The organism is Granulicella aggregans (assembly GCF_025685565.1).
GTDB lineage: Bacteria > Acidobacteriota > Terriglobia > Terriglobales > Acidobacteriaceae > Edaphobacter > Edaphobacter aggregans_B.
The window spans coordinates 57,656-77,405 of the sequence record NZ_JAGSYE010000007.1 but is presented as its reverse complement, the minus strand read 5'-3'; the positions used below and the strand labels follow the sequence as shown (position 1 = coordinate 77,405).

Below are 19,750 nucleotides of genomic sequence, written 5' to 3'. Positions count from 1 at the left end.
CCGCGCCCCTGCCGACGCTGCCACAAGCCGTCACCAGCCCTCCCCAGCTTAGACCTCCCCACCCGCCGTTTCCAACCCCCTGCCGGTGACATCCAGCCATGTCAGCCGCTTGCCCGCAACCTTCTTCAGCAGCTTCAGGAACCGGCCCGAATCGCTATCCTTGCGATTGTTGAAGCGAAACGCCTGCTCGTCGATATAGCGAAACAAGTGGAAAGGCTCAACCGCCACATAAGTCCCGTTCAGCCCGCGTTTCAGCAAGCTCCAGAAGTTCTCCAGCCCGTTAGTATGCACGTTGCCTTCGACATAGCGCATCGCATGATTGACGACTTGATGCGCGAACTTCTCTTCCAGCACCCAATAGCTAATTAGCTCATATGTAAAGACTTCCGCGCCAACTGCGACATGCTTCTCGACCTGCTCATGGAGGTTCTGCTTGTTGCGGTCGTACACCACAGCAGTCCGGATCTTGCCTCCGCGCTCCAGCATTCCCATGACGATTGTCTTGCCGTAGTTGCGACGCTTGGACACCTGCTTGCGCTTCTTCGCGTGCATGTTTCTTGCCTTACCGCCGATGAAAGTCTCGTCACACTCCACAGGCGCAGCAGGCTCACCACCCGGTCCAACCTCGCCCAGTTTCCCTCCGCTCCAGTCGTCCTGCATGGCCAGCCTAATCCGGTGCAGCATGAACCATGCGCTCTTCTGGGTGACGCCGATATCTCGTGCAATCTCGTAACTGCTAACGCCATTCTTGCAATTCGCGACCATCCAAACAGCGATAAGCCACTTGTCCAAAGGGATCGCGGAATCCTCGAAAATGGTTCCGAGTTTCACGCTGAATTGTTTGCGGCACGCGGCGCATTTCCAACGCTGCTGATTTGCGAGCCAATAGTGCTTGCGACGTGCGTCATGGCAGTAAGGGCATTCAGGTTCGCCGCCGCCGCGCCGACGTTGCTCGCGGATGACTGCGACACAGGCTGCCGGGTCGGAGTAGTAACGGATCGCTTCAGTCAGTGTTGTTGGTGCCGGTGTGGGAGCTGGTTGAATGATCTCGCCCGCTGCTGCTGAGGCTGCTGAGGCTGCTTGTTCGCCCGGGTTGCTGCTGCTGCTACTCTTCTGCTCGCTCTTGCTCATGGTGAGTCCGAGAGTAGCGACGGCTGTTGGGTTTGTCACGTAAGTTTATGCCTCTGCTACAAATAGCGGCAGCTGATTCTGTACCGGCAGTACCAGCGCACTGCCCAGATGATGGGCTCACCTTCAAAACTAGGCCACTTGAAGTCTGACATGAATACCAATGCCGATGTTCAGCGCATTTTTAATGGTTTACATACACGGTGCAATAGAGAGACCTCTATTTATGGAATACTGCGCGCTGGCCTTAGATCAAATACGCGCAGGATGTGGTACTTCGCCAACAACGCGGATCTCAGGTCTCTCTTACCCGATCTTATTTGGCATTCCAAGTGCGGCATCCACAAGATTTGTTAGGGCAGTAAATGGGTGGGTTGAGCCTAAAGCTCTTCCAATGATGGCCGCACAATCGGCAGACACACAATTGAGATGGCCTTTCTATTTTGTAGCGTCGCTGAGCACTAGCAACCGCCTTGGTACTCCGTCCCAGCAGAGTCGCAACAGCCCTCGCATCTAGATGAACCAGCTGGTGCAACTTTGCAATCTCATTTTCAGACCAAGCATGATCCCCGGCCGTCCGACGACCTAATTGCCTTCGATTTTCAGTCGGAATATTTTTGAATCGATCGACATGAGGCAGGACCCAGCGTTCGGGATTGTTTCTAGCAGCCGTACGAAGGTTAGCAGCCTTATAGATTGACCCTGCGCTCGTTACAGAAACGTTTAGATTTAGACGTCGCCTCCAATTAGCAACTGTCCTAGGATGGATGCCCCAATGCGTTGCCACCGTTTGGCAGGTTTCAAGCGAAAGAGCCTTCACCAGGTCGCCGCAAACAATTAGCCTAGGCCATCCGCTCGATTTAATCTTTGGCCATTGCTTGGGCCCGTGCCAGCCTCCAACAACTTGAAGTCCCGAAAGGCTGCATGTCAACTCATCTCCAATTCGGACAGGAGGTGCCAGGTATGGGCCAAATAGTATTCGTCTTGCAGCTATATCACGCAGATTTTCAGCGTCGCTTCGGTGAAGAATGGGCAGGGGCTTTTTCCGTTTGTGCGGCACAGGCGCTAACATTCTCCGAAGAATTTTAGCCAAGGGCTATAGCCCTTGCTGAGACGCACGTTAGGGTAAGTACGAAAATCCACCCACCCCACCAGTGCTTCCGTCGCCATATCGTCCGACTGATCTTCCCATCATGAGAGAAGCTGTCAGTTGGATGCGCGAATCGATGCTCATCATTGACCGCAGAACGAACTTGTCGCACCCTCGCGTCCCATTCATCTGCAGGCATTTGACTACTATCAAAAAGAGTAACGACACTATAAGAGACTTGGCAGTGTTCGCAATATAGAAGATTAATCTCGTCGCCGGCGGTGTCCGCGCCACTTAATGAATAGATATGTCGGCGCTCAAACAATATAATCTGCTTCAACATGCCCTCCCAAGGATAGGCTCTGATGACAAAGCAGCTACTCGGTAACCGCGCCGCCACATTCCAGAGCGTGTTTCATAAACAGGTTCGGCCTCAAGCTATGGACTTTTGGATGAGGCGGGCAGTTTGTTGAACTCCTTGCATGAGCAAGAAGCGATTCGAGTGGTTGGCGTATGCGCAGTGGGAACTGATCGAGTCGCTGTTGCCTGAGCCAAAGCGGCACAAGGACAAGCGGGACCGTCCGTGGGCGTCTAGCCGCGACTGCCTGGAGGGCATACTGTGGGTGTTGCAGAACGGGCGCGCGGCGTTTTCTGCCAAACCAGTATACTTCTCCAGCGACCTGCTGCCCGAACCGCTCAAGAAGCGCGGCATCGACCTCATCGTTCCTTACCGCAAGAACCGTAAGCACCGACGTTACGAGGATGGCAGCAAGCTCACACGCTACAAACGCCGATGGCTCATCGAACGCACCAACGCGTGGCTCGGTCAGTTCCGCAGACTCCCCGTGCGCCATGAGCATCTCCTTGCCACTATCGAGCCCTCTTCTATCTCGCCTGCCTCTCGATCACCCTTTGCAGATGTTAATGAAACGTGCTCTAGTCAGCCATATGCCCTCACATGACGACTGCTTTTGCGCCTACTTACGCATGCTGATATCTCGGTCGCCGCGCTACCTTGAAGCGGAGTGCGACGCTGTAAGTTCCCGTCCGTCCTCATGTATAAGGCCGTAACATGCGCACCAGACACCTCGGGTCGTTGAGGCTTTTCAAGCCTTCCGGCTAATTGTAGTCGTGGTGCATGTCGCTTAGCAGACACCGTTCGTTGGTATCGTGAGTAGTGATTTACAACACTGCAAACGCGCATTGGCCACGGTGCTCTTCTATTCGTCATCCCCGTGCATGAGAGTTGAGCTGCAAACCCACACAAGCGTGACATCCATGCATTGCGCCGTCCACCAGCACCGTTTCGCTAGGCCGATCTCACCATCTGCACCATTTTGGTCACACCATAAATGTGCTGTCAGGCGTCCTACGCTTAGCATCTCCGCGTATGGCTCATATTCAATTGGGTTGATCGCGGCAAAGGGATGATGTATCCTACGAGAAAGCATGTTTAGTGGGAACCCGGAGTCGGTGAACTGCCAGAGATGGCGATCACTGCCATCTTGATGGAGCAGTAGACAAGGTGTTTAAGGATATCCATGTCGCACGTAGGTAGAATTACCGAACCGTCTGCACCGGGTACACAGGTTTTGCTGCAGGGCTCCTATATTGATCCGCTAGTAGATTCGAGCCCGCATCATTTCGATCTTAAGTGGAATCCTCCCGCGAGAACGTTTGCGTATAGAGTTATAAAGCGGTCGATCGATATCAGTGTCGCTATCATAATTTTGCCCCTCGTGTTGGCCATCGGGGCCGTTATCGCGATATCCATCTTTCTCGATTCTCCAGGGCCGGTATTTTTCTCGCACCGCCGAATGCGGGGGGACCGCGTATCATTTCGCATGTGGAAATTTCGAACCATGTGCCACGACGCGCCACAAGCGCTGGAACGATACCTCGAGCAGAATCCAGAACATCGAGAGGAGTGGCTTCTCAATCATAAGCTCAAAAAAGATCCACGAGTGAACGCGGTTGGTCGTTTTCTGAGGAAAACATCTCTTGACGAGCTCCCGCAAATTTGGAACGTTCTCACGGGGGAGATGAGTTTAGTAGGCCCCCGACCAATTGTTGCGGCTGAAATAAGTAAGTATGGCAAGGATTTCAGGTATTATGCGGCCGTTAAGCCTGGGGTGACCGGTCTTTGGCAGACCTCTGGCCGTTCAACTCTGACTTACGCCGAACGAGTTGCGCTCGATCGCTTCTACGTAGAAAACTGGAGCCTATGGTTTGAGTTGAAGATTATTATTCGAACAGTCCGAACAGTTCTTCTTTCAGACGGGGCGTATTAATTGGGAATTTATACGACGTTTGGCATGTGCATTTCCTCCTTCGAAAGAAGGATGTAGGCGTTTATTCGCCGGATCGCCAATGACATAAACGCAGGCGGCTAGCACAGCTATCTTGAAACCCGATGCGACGGCCACCGCCACTCAACTGACGCAGCGTATGGCTTTCGTTCTTTGCTGCATCAACATGGCTCTCGCATTCCAACTGCACCCTCTAACTACTTTCGTTCAAAGCGATGTTATTCAAATGTGGTGGGCGTGATTCACCTTTCAATTTGATCGAGCGTCGGCAGGAGAGACTTGTGTCCACCCCTAGCCATCAGCTCTAACATCCCATGAGACCCGCGCCGACAACAATTAGTCTATCTGCAAGGGCACGGTTCGACCAAGTCAAAGCCGTGTCACAGAATCTAGAGTGGCAGAGGCAGGTTCATGGTCGAAAGATTCTCGCCGGAAGCTCCCTGTCCACCCGTTGATCTCCGCAGCTAATAGCATCCGATTCTCCCCGCTGCGCAATTCTCTTGCCCCCAAGTTCTCAGCAACTTGTCAAACCGCGATGCGACGCCAAAATACCACCCCTATCAGTCGATAAGGGAACAGCTGTCGAGCTGAGGATTGACACACCTGCTCTAGTTCTGTTCTTTGCCGAATGATAAGTAGGGCGCAGTTTTTCGAAGCGTTGTATCCTAAAAGTGTCCGCAATCGAGACCAGAGTCGAGGCAACCGTAGTATGCGCTGTGGGAAGTATAAAACGTCTATATCGATCGCATTAGCCATCTCCTTGTTGTCCCTGACAATTGGGTACGCTCGCGGACAGCAATCAACGGATGCAAGCGCCGCGGGGCTCCTTACAGGTCAACAATCTGGGCCACAGCCTGAGGACGGGACGGGATTTCCACTTCAGTATCAGGCGGGTGGCACCCGGCGTTTGCCTGATGGTCAATACCAGGCTGACGGGCTAAACCTCCAGAATTCGCAAGAATCAAGCCGTCCAACTTCTAGTGAACGAGACAATGCTGCGTCCTCTTTGCGCGACTTGGATAGATTGCCTCCAGATACTCTTACGGAGTTTCAAAGGCTTGTTCAAAGCTCGACAGGCAGTCTGCTCCCAATATATGGCGCGCAACTGTTCCGGAACGCCCCGACTACCTTTGCTCCACTGGACAGAGTTCCGGTTCCGATCGATTATGTTATCGGCCCGGGAGATGAACTTTTGATCCAAATATGGGGGCAGGTCTCATTGAACTCCCGTTTCACCGTTGACCGTGCCGGAAATATCTACATTCCGCAGGTCGGAACGCTACGGGTTGCGGGCCAACCATTCGCTGAATTACAGGGCTATCTCAAGCAGCAGATGAGTCGGGTTTTTCACAACTTCGACTTGAATGTCAATATGGGTCAGCTCCGCTCAATCCAGATCTTTGTTTTGGGACAGGTTCGTAGGCCAGGAAGCTACACAATCAGTTCGCTCAGTAGCTTGGTTGATGCGTTGTTTGTGACAGGCGGGCCAGCTCCACAGGGTAGTCTTCGTCACATTCAACTCAAACGCGCTGGTCAGGTCGTCGCAGATTTCGACCTATATGACTTACTTGAGCACGGTGACAAATCGAAAGATAAGCCCCTCCTTCCTGGGGATGTTGTCTACGTCCCTCCTGTAGGTCCTCAGGTTGCAATTGCGGGAAGTGTCAATGCGCCGGCAATCTATGAGTTGAAGTCCAAGCATGACTCAACGGTAGCCGAAGCGCTCGCAATGGCGGCAGGAACAACAAATGTCGCTTCGCAGACCCGGGTTCGCCTGGAACATGTCGATGCGCACAGTATGAGAAGCGTCACAGATCTTTCCCTTGATCAAGCTGGTCTGTCAACTGTTCTGCAGGACGGAGATATTCTTGAGCTGAATGCGATTGTCGATCGCTTTCGCAATGGAATTACATTGCGGGGTAATGTTGCCAACCCTGGACACTACGCATGGAAGCCAGGCATGCGAGTAGGGGACCTATTTCCAGATAAAGACGCGCTCATCACAAGAGACTACTGGCTGCGCCGCGGACAGCTTGGCGAACCGACGCTGACGTACGCCCCTTACTGCCCACCCGAAGTAGCGGGCGGTCAAAACAGTCGAAACTGCCTAGCCTTGTCGAGCAGTCCTTCACTAAATAATGAACAGGCGCAGGGCAACATAGGGTTGCAGAACACTGCAACTGCCGAGTCTCAACAGAAGTCGTCCAATTTAGGTCCAGGAAGTATCGCAACCGCCTCCTTGGACCATATGCCAACGGAATTTCCAGCCCGCAACGACGTGACACTCAACGCTCCCGAGATCGATTGGAGCTACGCCGTCATCGAGCGGCAGGACATTAACAATTTGACGACGACGCTGCTGCCATTCAATCTCGGTAAGCTTGTCCTGGACGGAGACGTTTCGCAGAACCTCGAATTGAAGCCTAACGATGTGATCACGATCTTTTCAAAAGCCGATATCCGCGTCCCCCAGACTCAGCAGACACGGTTTGTTCGCCTAGAAGGCGAGTTTGTATCATCAGGTGTCTATAGCGTCCTCCCAGGTGAAACTCTGGAGCGACTCGTTGCACGCGCTGGAGGAGTGACTTCAGACGCTTATCTATTTGGAGCTGCTTTTACGCGAGAGTCTACACAACGAGTCCAGCAACAGCGCCTAAACAGTTACATTGACCAGCTCTCTCTACAAGCAGGTGTCACAGCTGCAAATACCGCCAGCAGGAACGTGAGCACGACGGATACAGCGGCAGCGGCGGCATTGCAAACGCAAAATCAAAACATCATAAACAACCTTCGCAACACGCGTGCGAGTGGCAGGATTCTGCTAGGGCTCACTCCCGAGACGAAATCGGCAACCGAACTGCCTCAACTTTCCCTTGAAAACGGTGACATCTTTATGGTGCCGCACCGCCCCTCCACGGTAAGCGTCGCAGGTGCCGTTTATGAGCCCAACACGTTCATATTCGAGAATGGACGCAAGGTAGGGTATTACCTGGGCCTCGCGGGTGGTCCTAACCACGACGCGGATCGAAAACGCGCGTATGTGGTGCGCGCAGATGGTTCAGTGATCAGCAAGCAGCAGATGTCATCTCTGCGGGGAAATAACTTTGACAAGCTACCAATCTATCCGGGCGACACGGTCATTATTCCCATGAACTTGAACAAAGGAGCTACCTTGCGAAATATTGTTGATCTCTCCCAAATTTTCGGCCAATTTGGTATCGCACTTGCTGCTGCAAATGTGCTGTTTTAGGATCTGCGCTAAACGTCTGTAAGGTCGGCATCATGGTTGGCCAGCCGAAGTTCCCCGTTACTCTTGGGCAGAGGGGTTTCCGGTCACAACACCTGTGAAAGTATCAAATCAAGAGACTGTTCACGCCGAACCTTGTGCCTTCTCATCTGCAAACCGCTTCCGCGTCGATAATCCTTACGCGATGCGATTTGTCTGCTGTTGGCTTGGTCACCTGATTTCACAAGGAACGGCGCCCGGTCACAATCCATGTCTCAGGCTCTTTAACAGTCCAGTTATGGGCAATTGGGATTTCCATCTTACGGTGGCAAATGGTATGCGGGCGAAGTATATGATTCACGCTCAGGCGCATCGAATGATGAAATCCCGCCACCATCTCCTCGGGAGACGATTCACTAGTGACGACGAAAATACAACGGCGTAAATCTGAAGAATGGGTTTGGCTTCTTTTCACCAAGAGCGGGGCGTAAACTCACGCGTGCCTAACTCTTCACCCCTGATTCCGTCGATTGCTGCTTCTCTATCATGCGCAATCCGATGCAATCGAGCCTGCCAGCCATTTAGAATGGACCTGAGGAAACAATCCGAATGAAGTCCGAAGAAACGAGCGATTTTATCAAAGAGCAACAAATCGGCGCACAGCTGGACGAGATCAATCTGTTGGATCTGCTGCCTAGGCTTCTGCAGCACCGCAGATTCATTTTATATGGCACTCTTGGCTCGGCAATCCTCGCGGCAATTTTCGTTCTGTTGATCAGAAGCGAGTACACGGCCGAGACAGTAGTGTTGCCACCTGTTCAGAACTCTTCGGTGAACGCCGCGCTTCTAGGACAACTGGGTGGCTCCGGAACTCTAGCGTCAGCTGCCGGCGCAAGCCTCGGCGTCAAGAATCCGGGTGATATGTATGTATCACTTTTCAGAAGCCGCACTGTGGAGGACGCCGTCATCGAGCGCTTCAGACTTGTTGATAGGTATAAGACCAAACGAATGTCGGATGCTCGCGCGCAGTTCGAAAGCCGCTCCAGTGTGACCCTCGGCGCCAAGGACGGCTTGATTGACATCCAAGTCACAGACTACGATCCAAAGATGTCTGCAGAAATCGCAGACGGATACGTGGATGAGTTCCGGAACTTTTCAGCCAATTTGGCGATCACTGAAGCTTCGCAGCGGCGGCTGTTTTTTCAGCAACAACTACGCCAGGCAAATGAAGATCTCGTGATCGCTGAGAATTCGATGCAAAACACACAACACACGACCGGCGTTCTGCAAATTGACACCCAGACGCGATCCCTGGTAGAGTCTGCGGCAGAAGTGCGAGCGCAGATCGTCGCCAAAGAGGTACAGCTTCAAGGTATACGAGCCTACGCCACTGACAACAATCCAGCGGTCTTCGAGGCAAAACAGCAAATCGCAGAGCTCCAACGTCAGCTAGCCAAACTAGCCGGTGATTCGCAAGATTCAAGCTCTGGGTTGCTTTTGCCGAAGGGCAAAGTACCGGAAGTCGCTATGGAATACCTAAACAAGCTTCGCGATGTCAAGTACTACGAGACGATCTCTGATCTCGTCGCCAAGCAGTTAGAACAGGCCAAGCTGGATGAGGCTCGGCAGGGGTCTGTTATACAAGTAGTTGATCGTGCCGCAATTCCTGATAAGAGATCTTATCCAAAGCGTGCGCAGACCGTCGTCGTGGTTGCCCTGGGAAGTTTCTTCGGCACGTGCGCGTGGTGCCTCTTTCTAGAGGGCCACTCTAGCCTAAGGCCTCGAACAAGCAAGGAGAAGAACGCAACCCCCTTCCGCGACAGTGTCATCTAGAGAGAAACTGTCCTGTGAACGCCCACCTGTAGGCGCCACCACGACCGTTTACAGGCCAAAGGATTACTATTCAGAACGGACTCTCTGGCATGGCCGCATCGTGCGGTACGGACGGGTTCGTGGGCGTCCCCGCATAAACTGCTACGGCGAGCAGACACCAGAGGATTGGTTGGGTTATATCAGGGATCGCCAGCGCCATATCGATCAGTCCCGCTACAAGTGCCCACCGAATCCATCCCTTGTTCGCCGGAACGCGCAAAGCGATCTGCACAACAAATAGCGCGGCCAACGCTGTGCCAATAATCCCAACATTTCCAATCAGACTCGCCACGAGACTAGAAGGACGATAACTACCAACTCCAACCCCAAGACCGTAGGTCCGCTTTAACAGGTAAAGGCAGTATTGATCCATAGCCGTCCTGTGCGAATAGGATCCCGTAGTAGGTTTGTCGACAATCCCCTCCTGCAGCAAAAACAATAATATCGGTGACAACAGGCACGCAACCACGCCGGCAACTACAGGAATTAGTCTAACTAATCGCCTCGTCCGAACAAATGTAGGGAAACGAAATGGGGGGTTGCGGGCGATGAAAATAATGCACACTGCAACTAACGTGACAAAAGCGGAACTTGAGCGAACAAGAAAGATAGCAATAACCGCAACCAATGCCTTCCATCCTCCTCCACGACCCGTATAGTAACGATAGAAATAAGCTGCAAAGAATATCACAAGAATTAAACCCGCATAAGAAGGTTCACCACAGGTTCCCCGCAACCTTTGCGCGATACTCCCTACACTCGATGTGAGAAGATCTCGTTCTGGGTTGTTTTCAATCAGCCGATAAGGAAAGGGTATGCCTACGACAAGGCAGCCGAGTTCGGCAAAAATAGTGCCAGCTAACACGTAGAAGGCGACGTTTAGTGCTCCCCAGATATGCGCCGTCCGACGGACAGACGCAGTGGCGAACACAACCAGTATATTTATCGTTAGATAAACGGCCTGGGCGGCATTACCTAAATTCGGCACAAGCGGGAACGTCTGGAATACCTCGTCACTGGTTCCTAATCGATTGGAATAGACTCCAACACCCGTAAACAAGACGGGGAAGAGAAGAGCAGACATTACTCCAAAAGCTCCCAGGACTAGAAGAAGTGTCTGGCCCGCAAAGTTTGACCGACTCGCCTGTCTATCGCAACGCAGGAACTGCGACACAATGAAGAGCATAGCCACAACATAGTAAGGCATGATCCATAGCGAGCCTAGCGCTAGAGCACTAGTAGCTGGAAAAAGGGCGGAGAATAGTAAAAGGCCAGGCAGTGAATCCGGTCTCTTGACTGCACAATAGAATCCCGCAGCTAGAAACAAAAGTCCCATTCCTGTCGGCATCTTATTTCCTTTCTGGACATTGTGCGGTATGCCCCCTCGACTATCGTACATTGTCTCGTGGACGATGATGAAGTCATCCCGCTCTTCAGACTGGGCAATGAATCGTCTATTCACCATTTTGACGCGGCCGACACCGTAGCGCTCCTGCCGCGCGCTCTATATCGAAGACTGCCATACCAACGCCAAACATTAGGGTTGCTTGGCGCAGTACCGGACGCGAAAAAGAAGAAATGTACTTCTACGACTGTTATTATTGTGCGAGGTGACCAATGCGACCTATTTACATCAACGGCCGGTTCCTTGCCGCTAGACTCTCGGGAGTGCCACGTTTCGGTCGGGAATTACTGCATCATCTGGACTTGCTTTTGGACACCTTGAAGTATAAGGTAACGGTCGTAATATTAGTCCCTAAGTCCGTTACAGAGCTCTTCCCATATAAACATTTAATTGTCAGACCAGTGGGCATACTCAGTGGTCATTCTTGGGAACAATGTGAACTTCCTTTTTACGCTTTCAATGGCATCCTGTTTTCCCCGAGTGGTAGTGCGCCTCTTATTCACCCGCGAAATCTTCTAACGATCCACGATGCTATCGTTTTCGCCGCTCCCGCAGGTTTCTCTCGTTCTTATCTCATTTGGTACAGATTCCTTTCGTTAGTTCTTTGTCGTACCGCCCTCTGCATTGTCACCGTTTCTCAGTTTTCTAAACGTGAGCTTGTCCGTTGGTGTGGAGCTCATCCGTCGCGTATCACGGTCGCCTATCCGGGCGCGCAACATCTGCTACAGGTGACGCAGGATAATTCAATCCAATCGCGCTTTGACCTAACACGGTTCCGCTATGCGCTGGCCGTAGGCTCCATGAGTCCTAACAAGAACTTCAAGGCTCTCATCGCCGCACTCGCGTTTCTGGAGGGCACTGACATCGAGGTAGTCCTAGTAGGCCAAACTGCTTCCATTGTCGGCCGGCACGGTTCGAAAGAGGAGCCGTTGAATCTATCGAAGGTCAAGAACGTGGGCTATATCAGCGACGAAGAACTGCGTTCGCTATACGAGAACGCGGGCTGCTTCGTATTTCCGTCTCTCTATGAAGGATTTGGCTTACCGCCCCTCGAGGCTCTCTCACTTGGTTGCCCAATTGTCGTTTCAGATACTGCTTCTTTACCAGAGGTATGCGGAGAAGTTGCTGTTCTATGTGATCCGCACTCTCCTGAAGATATTGCTATGAAAATACGCTACGCTGTCCATCTCAGGGAGGACCCTTCCAATGCGGAAAGATTCACCCGCTTCGCAGCCCGCTACAACTATAAGACAACTGCGGGGGTGATATGGAATATGATCGTAAAAGCCGCGGCCGTAGGCGAACAGTGCAGTGATATACAAACGCCTCAGTGAGGGGGCTCGGATAAGGATGCTCGCCACATCTCGTAGCCGCGTTTCACCGCCCTCTGTTTCTCGAAGTACACATCATTCTTGAGTTTACCCGTAAGTCGGCCGATCAAGAAGTGTATCTGATAGCCAAGAAGCAACGGCGAAGACCGCAATAAGCCAAAATGTTTTAGGAGAAAGAATACGCGGTTTCGAGTGCAAAACCGAATCATAGAGATCGACTCTTCTTGTCCAGTTAAAGAAGAGACTTTGTGAAGCAGCTTCGCCCTGGGAAAATAAAGCAGTCGGATACCATCCTTCATCGCGCGGTACATGAAATCGACATCATCTACATAGACAAAGTATCGCGGATCCATCATGCCAACTTTTTCGAAGACCTCCGCTGAGATCAATACGCAACAGGTTGGTACGTATGTGACCAGACGCTGTTCATCGTATTGACCCTGGTCCAACTCTCCTTCGCCATAGTGAACACTCCGATACCCATATCTTTGCTGGAATGTTCCGCCTGCGGCCCAAATCTTGCCGGGCTCATCGTAGTACATAATCTTTGGGCAGATCATCCCCACCTGCTCGGTCACCATGTTTGTAGCTAGCTGAGCAAGCAGGGTGTTATCAAATTCTGTGTCGTTATTTAGTAACCATACGGAAGAGCAGCCGGCTGCGATCGCAGCAGCGATCCCTTGATTATTTCCTTCAGCGACACCAACGTTTACTGCGTTTGCGATCACGCGGATCCGATCGTCCGAGCATTCTGTCAACATCTGGATAGTCGCGTCATTCGAAGCATTGTCCACCGCGAACAATATAAACTCCCGGTGGGTCTGGGCAGTGAGACACTCCAGAAAAGAAGGCAACACTGTGGCGCTATTGTAGGTGACAGTCACAACACCAATCAATCCAAGCCTAGCCATACATCAATCCTTTGTTCCGAAGCTCTGCGAGCGACTGTTCATACTTACCCGCGTCAACATCCTGACTGCGGGCCCAACCAAGAAACTCTTGTATTCCCGCAGTGAACTTCCATGTTGGCGTGTAGCCGAGTAGTGACTGTAACCTCTCCGTATTCGCACAGTTATGACGAATATCCCCGTCGCGGAAAGCGCCGGTAGTCGTTACACTCGAACCGCTCGAATAATACGAGATCACCAAATCAACGAGCTCGGCGACGGTAACTGCCACGCCTGTTCCCACATTCAACGCGACAGGCTTCTGTGGGAGCGCCTCGACTGCCCGGAACGTAGCTTCGACCACGTCATCTACGTAAACGAAATCGCGACTCTCCTTGCCATCCTCGAAGATGTAGATTGGCCGATTCGCCCGTGCCTGATTCGAAAAAATGGCGAGAATTCCGGTGTAGGGATTCTTGAGGGATTGTCCGGGACCATAGACATTTTGATATCTCAATGCGAAGCCGTTTATTCCTAATGTGGATGCATACAACAGAACCATCTGCTCCTGTACCTGCTTCGTCAGACCATAAAGAGAAGACGGTTGAAACGGAGCATCCTCAGAGGTCAACAGCATTGACGTTGAAGCCCTGCAGATTGGACATTTCGGCTCAAAGTCCCCCGTTTTCATATCTTTGCCCGATCGCGCCTCCGGAAAGACAGGTCCGTGCTGCGGGCACTTCGCAGCGCCCTCGCCATACACCGCCCGGGACGAAGCTACTACCAGGCTGCGCAGAGGATACTTTCCTGTGAGGAGCAATTCCATTAAGCTCGACGTCGCGCCAATGTTCACTTCGGTATAGTGGCGCACACGATACATCGACTGCCCCGTCCCAGTTTCAGCCGCCAGATGAACCAGTACGTGCACACCCTCTAGGGCCTGCTCAAGAAGACTAATATCGCGTACGTCACCGCGAAACAATTGAGTCGTATTCCGCAGATCATGAGAAAGTTCAATTTGGCCGCCGTGAATCTGTGGGCTGAAGTTATCCAAAATCGAGACTTCGTAACCCGCAACCACAAGACGACGTGCCAGCCTCGAACCGATGAACCCGGCGCCACCTGTAATCAATACTCGATCCTTCAACTTCCCTCCGTCTGGATTGCAGAACTGCCTGTCTGCACCGCTTTGTTTCCTTGCGATCGCAAATCATAATCAGTAGCAGGAGCAATCTGTTACTACAGCACAATCTGATACGGCTCGAATCTTGAATGAGTTACGTCCCCTTGGACCTCCGAACGTTTGGACAAAATGGCGATTTCAGCGCCAAGGACCAACGTCACCGAATCGGGGATCGAGACCTTAGTTCACTCGCACCCAAGCCCGCTCTTCCAAGGAATAGCGCTTTATCATCCGCGCTGGCGCTCCAGCTATCATCGAATACGGCGGGAAAGACTTTGTGACAACAGAATTGGCCCCTACAACGCACCACTCCCCTAAGGTTACGCCGGGAGTTACTGCAACTCGATAACCCAGAAAACAATTGTCGCCAATGACGATCGGGCCTTTACTTTCGAGGTTCTGCCGCATGATGAGCCCCTTAGTGGGATCGGTCCCATGCAAGCTGTCGCCCAAGTAGACGTTATCGCCGAAGACGCTACCGTCCCCGATCACCAGTCCCCGTGTAGCCGTCATAAAGCATTGCCGTCCAATATAAACATCATTGCCTATTGTGATCGATGGTTGAAACCTCTGCTCTCCATAAACAGATATCGCTTCCAGATGCGATCCGGGCATGATTACACTACGCTTGCCAACTGAAACATTCGCTCGCCCTCTTATCTTCCATGGTCGCAGAAAGCTTGAAGTAGCGGCCATTCCACGAAGTCCTAACGGTCGATTGACGAGAAATTTCTTGGCAATGGCCAGCGGGCCACGAAGTCTCCTTGAGGCAGATGACACTAGGCCCTCCTGCGCTTTAGCATAGCCTTCCCCGCCAGCACAATGCAAATGCTCACGGAGATCGCCGATGCCATAGTCATCAAGCCAGCGAAGCGTTGGGCGATAAAGTATCGCAGCGGCAACGCTAGTATAAGAGGCAGACCACAGAGCGCTATGATCCTCAGGACCTGAGCCAGCAGTGTCAGCGGCGAAATATCAATCCACCGCCGCGTCCTAGGCAAGCTATAAGCGATAGTCGCGCCGATACCAATGACGGCTCCTATCAACGTCCCCCAGGCGACACCGATCGCTCCAAATAACTTTCCCAACACTATACTCGCGATCAGGTTAGAAATTCCTTCCATCAGTGGGCTAAGGAAAACTAGTCGCTGCTGACCGGTTCCCACCAGGATCGAAGCATATGGCACGCCCAGCAGACGAATCATATTACCTACTACCAGCACGATCAGAATTCTGCTACCTTGAATCGCATACGGCTGCCCCAGCCAGATCCGGATGATCGGCGAGGCACAGACCAACAGAGGAAGCCCCGTCAGCAGAAGAAAGATAATGCTCAACCTCGTAGACTGGAGCAACAGATCTCCCAATGCCTTCGCATTGCCTCCGGCGTGTAACGCTGCTGAGTGCGGCATAATCACGCTAAACACTGACGCCTGCAATCCCCCTAGAAACGAAATCAGAATCGCCGCCGCTGAGTAAATTGCCACTGCGCCGAAGTCGAATCTGCCCACAAGAATAAGATCGATACCCGTGACAAGGAGTGTGCTGAATGACCACACCGTTAGACTCACGCAATAACCCGAGAGTTCCCTTACTGTTATCTCGGAGATAAGGCTTAGCCGTAAGGTGATATCTGGGAACAAGCGGCGTAGCACGACAAACTGGCTTGAATATGTCAATAGATTTGTCGCAGCAACAACACACGCCATGAAGACTAACGACCTCCCCTCGAGCGCAGCCAAAACAAGCCCGATAGAAGACAGCAGACGACCGCTGGTAATCGTAATCGCAGGGATCTCATACCGCTGCATGCCGATAAAGACTCCGTTCCACGCTGAAGCCGGCAGACCTAAAGCAGTCGAAAGGCCGGCGATGACAATTGCCACTCGCATCGCAGGCAGCAGTGCCGCCGGAGTACTAGGAAAGATATGCCGTGCCTCCAGCGCCACGGCCAGCAGGCATAGGATCCCTATACCGGCTGCTATCGAAAGCCCGACGAGTGCCGTACTGAAGATTCCGTCTCGCCACGCTGGATCCTTCTTTTCCTCCGCAAAAGCAATGTAGCGTCCCACCGCCGCCTGCAAGCCAAAGTCGAGAAAGCCCATGTATGCCGAGACCTGTAGGATCAAAACCCATACTGCGTATGCGCCGGGAGGCATATGTCGGATCAGTACCGGGGGCAAAACAAGCGCGACCAGGGCCGCAGTCCCACCGCGTCCAACATTAGCTACCGCGTTTTTGATCAAAAGTCGCTTCAAGAGTATTTTCTGTGATTTGGCAATATTTCTAACAAGAGCCCGCTAGTCTCGCTGGATAATCTTTCGCAAGAGAACATAAAACGCATTTGCCCTGCGTCCAAAGACGCGATTCAATGCATATAGTAAACGCGGCATCGGATGGCTAAATAAATCAAGCGCGATTAGCTCCCTACGCAACTCCGCAGAGACCTCGCGATCCGCACCTGCATACATTTCAAAGATGTGGAATGATTGCCTGACCTCAAGCTCGCTCTTCATCTCCGTATACAAATCGATGCTATATCTATTTCCGATTTCCCTCGAGATGCGCAATACCGAAGCCCACATATTTGCCCTCCCTTTAGGGCTATAAGATCCCGGGATATGCAACTTCTGCTCCGACGCTGCCACGCCAAACATCGGCGGGTTACCACTGCGGCCGGCCACGATAGGCTTTGCGATGTACCCAATACCGGACTCACAGAATGCAATCGACGCTAGATAGATCTGGTAGTACAAAGTCCCGTCATACAGATTTGTCGCATTGGCATCAGCCCACGTCCGATCGAATACCAGCCCAGGAATAAATCCGCAGGTTCGAAAAATCATTTTCGCTGAGCTATCATCTTTCCTAAAAACACAATCAACCTCTGACAGACGACTTATACCCAATGGTTCGGTGATGTCCGTGCTGAAGCGGAGAAATGATCTCGACACTATCGAGATACCAGGATGCTCCAGCAGATATCTCTCGGTAGTCTCGATGCAGATATCCAGCATAAGGTCATCATTTCCCATCACCATGACCCACCGCGCATGAGAAGCAGAGATTACTTTTCTGAAGTTCCCGTCGAAGCCTAGATTCGCGTCATTCTCCTGATAATTGACAATGCATCCTTCGGGCGCAAAGTGCCCCCCCCAATCAGCCGCAACTTTGCGAATCGCCTCACGTTCTGGCGAGTTGTCTTCACAAATCGTTATCTCCCGCGGAAGCACTGTCTGTGCATAGATAGACCCCAACAGCTCGCTCAACTCAGAGCAGCGGTTGTAAGCCGGGATGCCGATAGCGATGTCGAATACCCGGCGGTGCTTTGGCTTGGCTATATCACGCACGTTATTCCACGCCATCCAGATATCGAATTACCCGCGCCGGTGCGCCGGCGATCAGCGCTGCTCGCTCTTCCCGCAATCGAACCACACTATTTGCGGCAATAATCGACGACTGCGCTATTGTTGTTCCCGCAAGAATCACTGCCCCGTCGCAGATCCAGGTTTTCGCTCCAATGGTCACCTCACCTATGTCACCTAGAGGTCGTTCCGCGGGAGCAACATTCGCTAGCTCAGAGATATTACTGATAGTGCCATGAGAATGGTCCCCTATATAAACCTTACTTCCAATCAGACAGTCATCTCCAATATCAATCTTGTTGACGCAAGAAATATGGGTAAGGTCGCTCACCGCTACCCGCCGCCCGATCAGGAGCCGCGGATTGTAGTTTAGGCCGGCATAGCTCTTCACCGCTTCAATCCAGCAGAAGTCGCCTAGGCTTACACCGTCTCCCACAAGGATACCATCGCTCCCAATCAGTTTCGAGTTCCTTCCAAATTTGCGGAACCTGAGCCCATATAACGGATAAATCAGAAGAGCCCTCAAGCGCGGCGGAATTTTCCTGGCCTGGTCGAGAACCCCGCCGAACATTTTGAACACATTGGCCATAACGCTTATAGAGTATATGATTGTGTGAGTTGCCGAAAGAACATCCTTCGCCGCCCGCCGCTCGGGGGGCACCAGCAATGTAGAAGTGGACTCCCGAAGCATCCAAAGAGAGGATCTAAAAGGTTGCGGGTAGCCATCATCCATCATTGGTTCGTCACTCAAGGCGGTGGGGAGCGCGTAGCTGAATGCATCGCTAGCCTCTTCCCCGAGGCTCCTATCTATACTCTAGTTGCGGAGCCGGCTGGCATTCCTACCGGCCTACGAGATCGTGAGCTTCATACAACGTTTTTGCAGAAGCTCCCGCTCGCGAGCCGATTTCATCGGCACGCATTGCCACTGTATCCAGCGGCGACCGAAAGTCTAGATTTGCGAGGATACAATCTCATTCTCTCGTCCGACAGCGGGCCGGTGAAAGGCGTTCGCATCGACCCCGGGGCTATCCATATCTGCTACTGCCATTCACCTATGCGCTACCTCTACGACGGCTATGACGCGTATCGAGCGCAGATGAACGGCCTGACACGCGCCATTTTCTCATCCATCGCTGGTCGCATTCGCTCCTGGGACACTGGAGCCTCAGAGCGGGTCACTCACTTCATCGCTAATTCAAATTACGTTGCCGATCGCATCCGTCGTTTTTACGGCCGCGAGAGTACCGTCATCTATCCGCCTATCGACGTGCATCGCGCCCAACTCTGGTCCACTCCCGGTGATCACTACCTATGCGCTGGTCGTCTAGTTGGCTATAAGCGCACGGATCTGCTGATAGAGGCCTGCATGCGCCTTGGCCGCACGTTGCGAATTATCGGGTCAGGGCCGGAACTTGAAGCTCTGAAGAGAGCCGCAGCAGCAACGCCACATCTCATTACCTTCCTCGGGGGGACCTCCACTGACACGCTTTGGCATGAATACGCCCGGTGCCGAGCCCTGCTTTTCGCTGCTGACGAAGACTTTGGCATGGTCCCCCTCGAGGCACAGGCGTGTGGCCGTCCCGTTATAGCTTATGGCAAGGGGGGATCGCTCGAAACTGTACGCGGAACAGGCCCTTCGCCCACTGGAATTTTCTATGATGAGCAGACCGTGGAGTCGATCATGGATGGCATCCTGCGCTTTGAAGTGGCGCAGCAGTCCGGGTATTTCCGCTCCGCCGCCATCCAGCAGTGGGCTAATACCTTTGCAGTCTCAGTTTTTCTGAGGAGTTATCGTGACTTCGTCCTCAACAAGGTTCCGGCAGCAGCCACTGCGATGGCGGAATATCTGCCACAGTAAACGGTTCTCGACTCCGAGAACATAATCCGCACATACCCCCACTGCAAGAAGGTTGGGTGAAACCACCATCAATCCATCAAGGTGGCGCTTCCAGCC

Annotated in this window: 14 protein-coding genes and 1 pseudogene; 6 read left to right on the top strand and 9 right to left on the bottom strand. The window is 52.5% G+C overall.

The window, feature by feature from the left end; genetic code table 11:
* Window positions 1-48: 48 nt before the first annotated feature.
* Together OHL18_RS22500 and OHL18_RS22495 are read right to left on the bottom strand one after the other, a co-directional pair.
* Window positions 49-1,131 (bottom strand): IS1595 family transposase, encoded by a 1,083-nt coding sequence (locus tag OHL18_RS22500; RefSeq protein ID WP_263377124.1) that lies wholly within the window; start codon window positions 1,129-1,131, stop codon window positions 49-51.
* A 59-nt stretch (window positions 1,132-1,190) separates the two neighbouring features.
* Window positions 1,191-1,283: pseudogene (locus OHL18_RS22495) on the bottom strand (IS6 family transposase); the annotation flags it as partial.
* Between the two features lie 1,417 nt (window positions 1,284-2,700).
* On the opposite strand from OHL18_RS22495, the gene OHL18_RS23430 reads away from it, so the two are divergent.
* The 4 genes from OHL18_RS23430 (at window position 2,701) to OHL18_RS22475 (ending at window position 9,586) form a co-directional block, all read left to right on the top strand.
* The gene (locus tag OHL18_RS23430; RefSeq protein ID WP_396275119.1) at window positions 2,701-3,180 is read left to right on the top strand and encodes a transposase; all 480 of its coding nucleotides are present in this window, start codon (window positions 2,701-2,703) and stop codon (window positions 3,178-3,180) included.
* Window positions 3,181-3,759: 579 nt separating this feature from the next.
* Window positions 3,760-4,509 carry a sugar transferase gene (locus tag OHL18_RS22485; protein WP_263377123.1) on the top strand — a complete coding sequence of 250 codons (750 nt, stop codon included), beginning with the start codon at window positions 3,760-3,762 and terminating at the stop codon, window positions 4,507-4,509.
* Between the two features lie 646 nt (window positions 4,510-5,155).
* Complete coding sequence (locus tag OHL18_RS22480; protein ID WP_317890526.1) at window positions 5,156-7,777, top strand: SLBB domain-containing protein; 2,622 nt, start codon at window positions 5,156-5,158, stop codon at window positions 7,775-7,777.
* Between the two features lie 585 nt (window positions 7,778-8,362).
* Entirely contained in the window at window positions 8,363-9,586 is a 1,224-nt protein-coding gene (locus OHL18_RS22475; RefSeq protein WP_263377121.1) for a GumC family protein, read from the top strand.
* Window positions 9,587-9,656: 70 nt separating this feature from the next.
* Here OHL18_RS22475 and OHL18_RS22470 read toward each other — a convergent pair whose 3' ends face one another.
* Entirely contained in the window at window positions 9,657-10,709 is a 1,053-nt protein-coding gene (locus OHL18_RS22470; RefSeq protein WP_263377120.1) for a hypothetical protein, read from the bottom strand.
* 533 nt (window positions 10,710-11,242) lie between these two features.
* Between OHL18_RS22470 and OHL18_RS22465 the strand changes: the two genes are divergently transcribed.
* Entirely contained in the window at window positions 11,243-12,364 is a 1,122-nt protein-coding gene (locus OHL18_RS22465; RefSeq protein ID WP_263377119.1) for a glycosyltransferase family 4 protein, read from the top strand.
* Here the strand turns inward: OHL18_RS22465 and OHL18_RS22460 are convergent.
* The 6 genes from OHL18_RS22460 to OHL18_RS22440 all read right to left on the bottom strand — a co-directional run bounded on the left by OHL18_RS22460 (window position 12,358) and on the right by OHL18_RS22440 (window position 18,385).
* Complete coding sequence (locus tag OHL18_RS22460) at window positions 12,358-13,272, bottom strand: glycosyltransferase family 2 protein (protein WP_263377118.1); 915 nt, start codon at window positions 13,270-13,272, stop codon at window positions 12,358-12,360. The genes OHL18_RS22465 and OHL18_RS22460 overlap by 7 nt on opposite strands.
* A complete protein-coding gene (locus OHL18_RS22455) occupies window positions 13,265-14,395 on the bottom strand; it encodes an NAD-dependent epimerase/dehydratase family protein (protein WP_263377117.1) in 1,131 nt (376 codons plus the stop codon). The genes OHL18_RS22460 and OHL18_RS22455 overlap by 8 nt, the downstream gene beginning before the upstream one ends.
* A gap of 216 nt (window positions 14,396-14,611) precedes the next feature.
* Window positions 14,612-14,839: an acyltransferase gene (locus OHL18_RS23425; protein WP_396275136.1), complete on the bottom strand. Its 228-nt coding sequence runs from the start codon at window positions 14,837-14,839 to the stop codon at window positions 14,612-14,614.
* 371 nt (window positions 14,840-15,210) lie between these two features.
* Window positions 15,211-16,689 (bottom strand): oligosaccharide flippase family protein, encoded by a 1,479-nt coding sequence (locus OHL18_RS22450; protein ID WP_263377116.1) that lies wholly within the window; start codon window positions 16,687-16,689, stop codon window positions 15,211-15,213.
* 42 nt (window positions 16,690-16,731) lie between these two features.
* Window positions 16,732-17,796: a glycosyltransferase family 2 protein gene (locus OHL18_RS22445; RefSeq protein WP_263377115.1), complete on the bottom strand. Its 1,065-nt coding sequence runs from the start codon at window positions 17,794-17,796 to the stop codon at window positions 16,732-16,734.
* Window positions 17,783-18,385: an acyltransferase gene (locus OHL18_RS22440; RefSeq protein WP_263377114.1), complete on the bottom strand. Its 603-nt coding sequence runs from the start codon at window positions 18,383-18,385 to the stop codon at window positions 17,783-17,785. Before OHL18_RS22440 ends, OHL18_RS22445 begins: the two co-directional genes overlap by 14 nt.
* Window positions 18,386-18,508: 123 nt before the next feature.
* On the opposite strand from OHL18_RS22440, the gene OHL18_RS22435 reads away from it, so the two are divergent.
* Window positions 18,509-19,654: a glycosyltransferase gene (locus tag OHL18_RS22435; protein ID WP_263377113.1), complete on the top strand. Its 1,146-nt coding sequence runs from the start codon at window positions 18,509-18,511 to the stop codon at window positions 19,652-19,654.
* Window positions 19,655-19,750 lie beyond the last annotated feature (96 nt).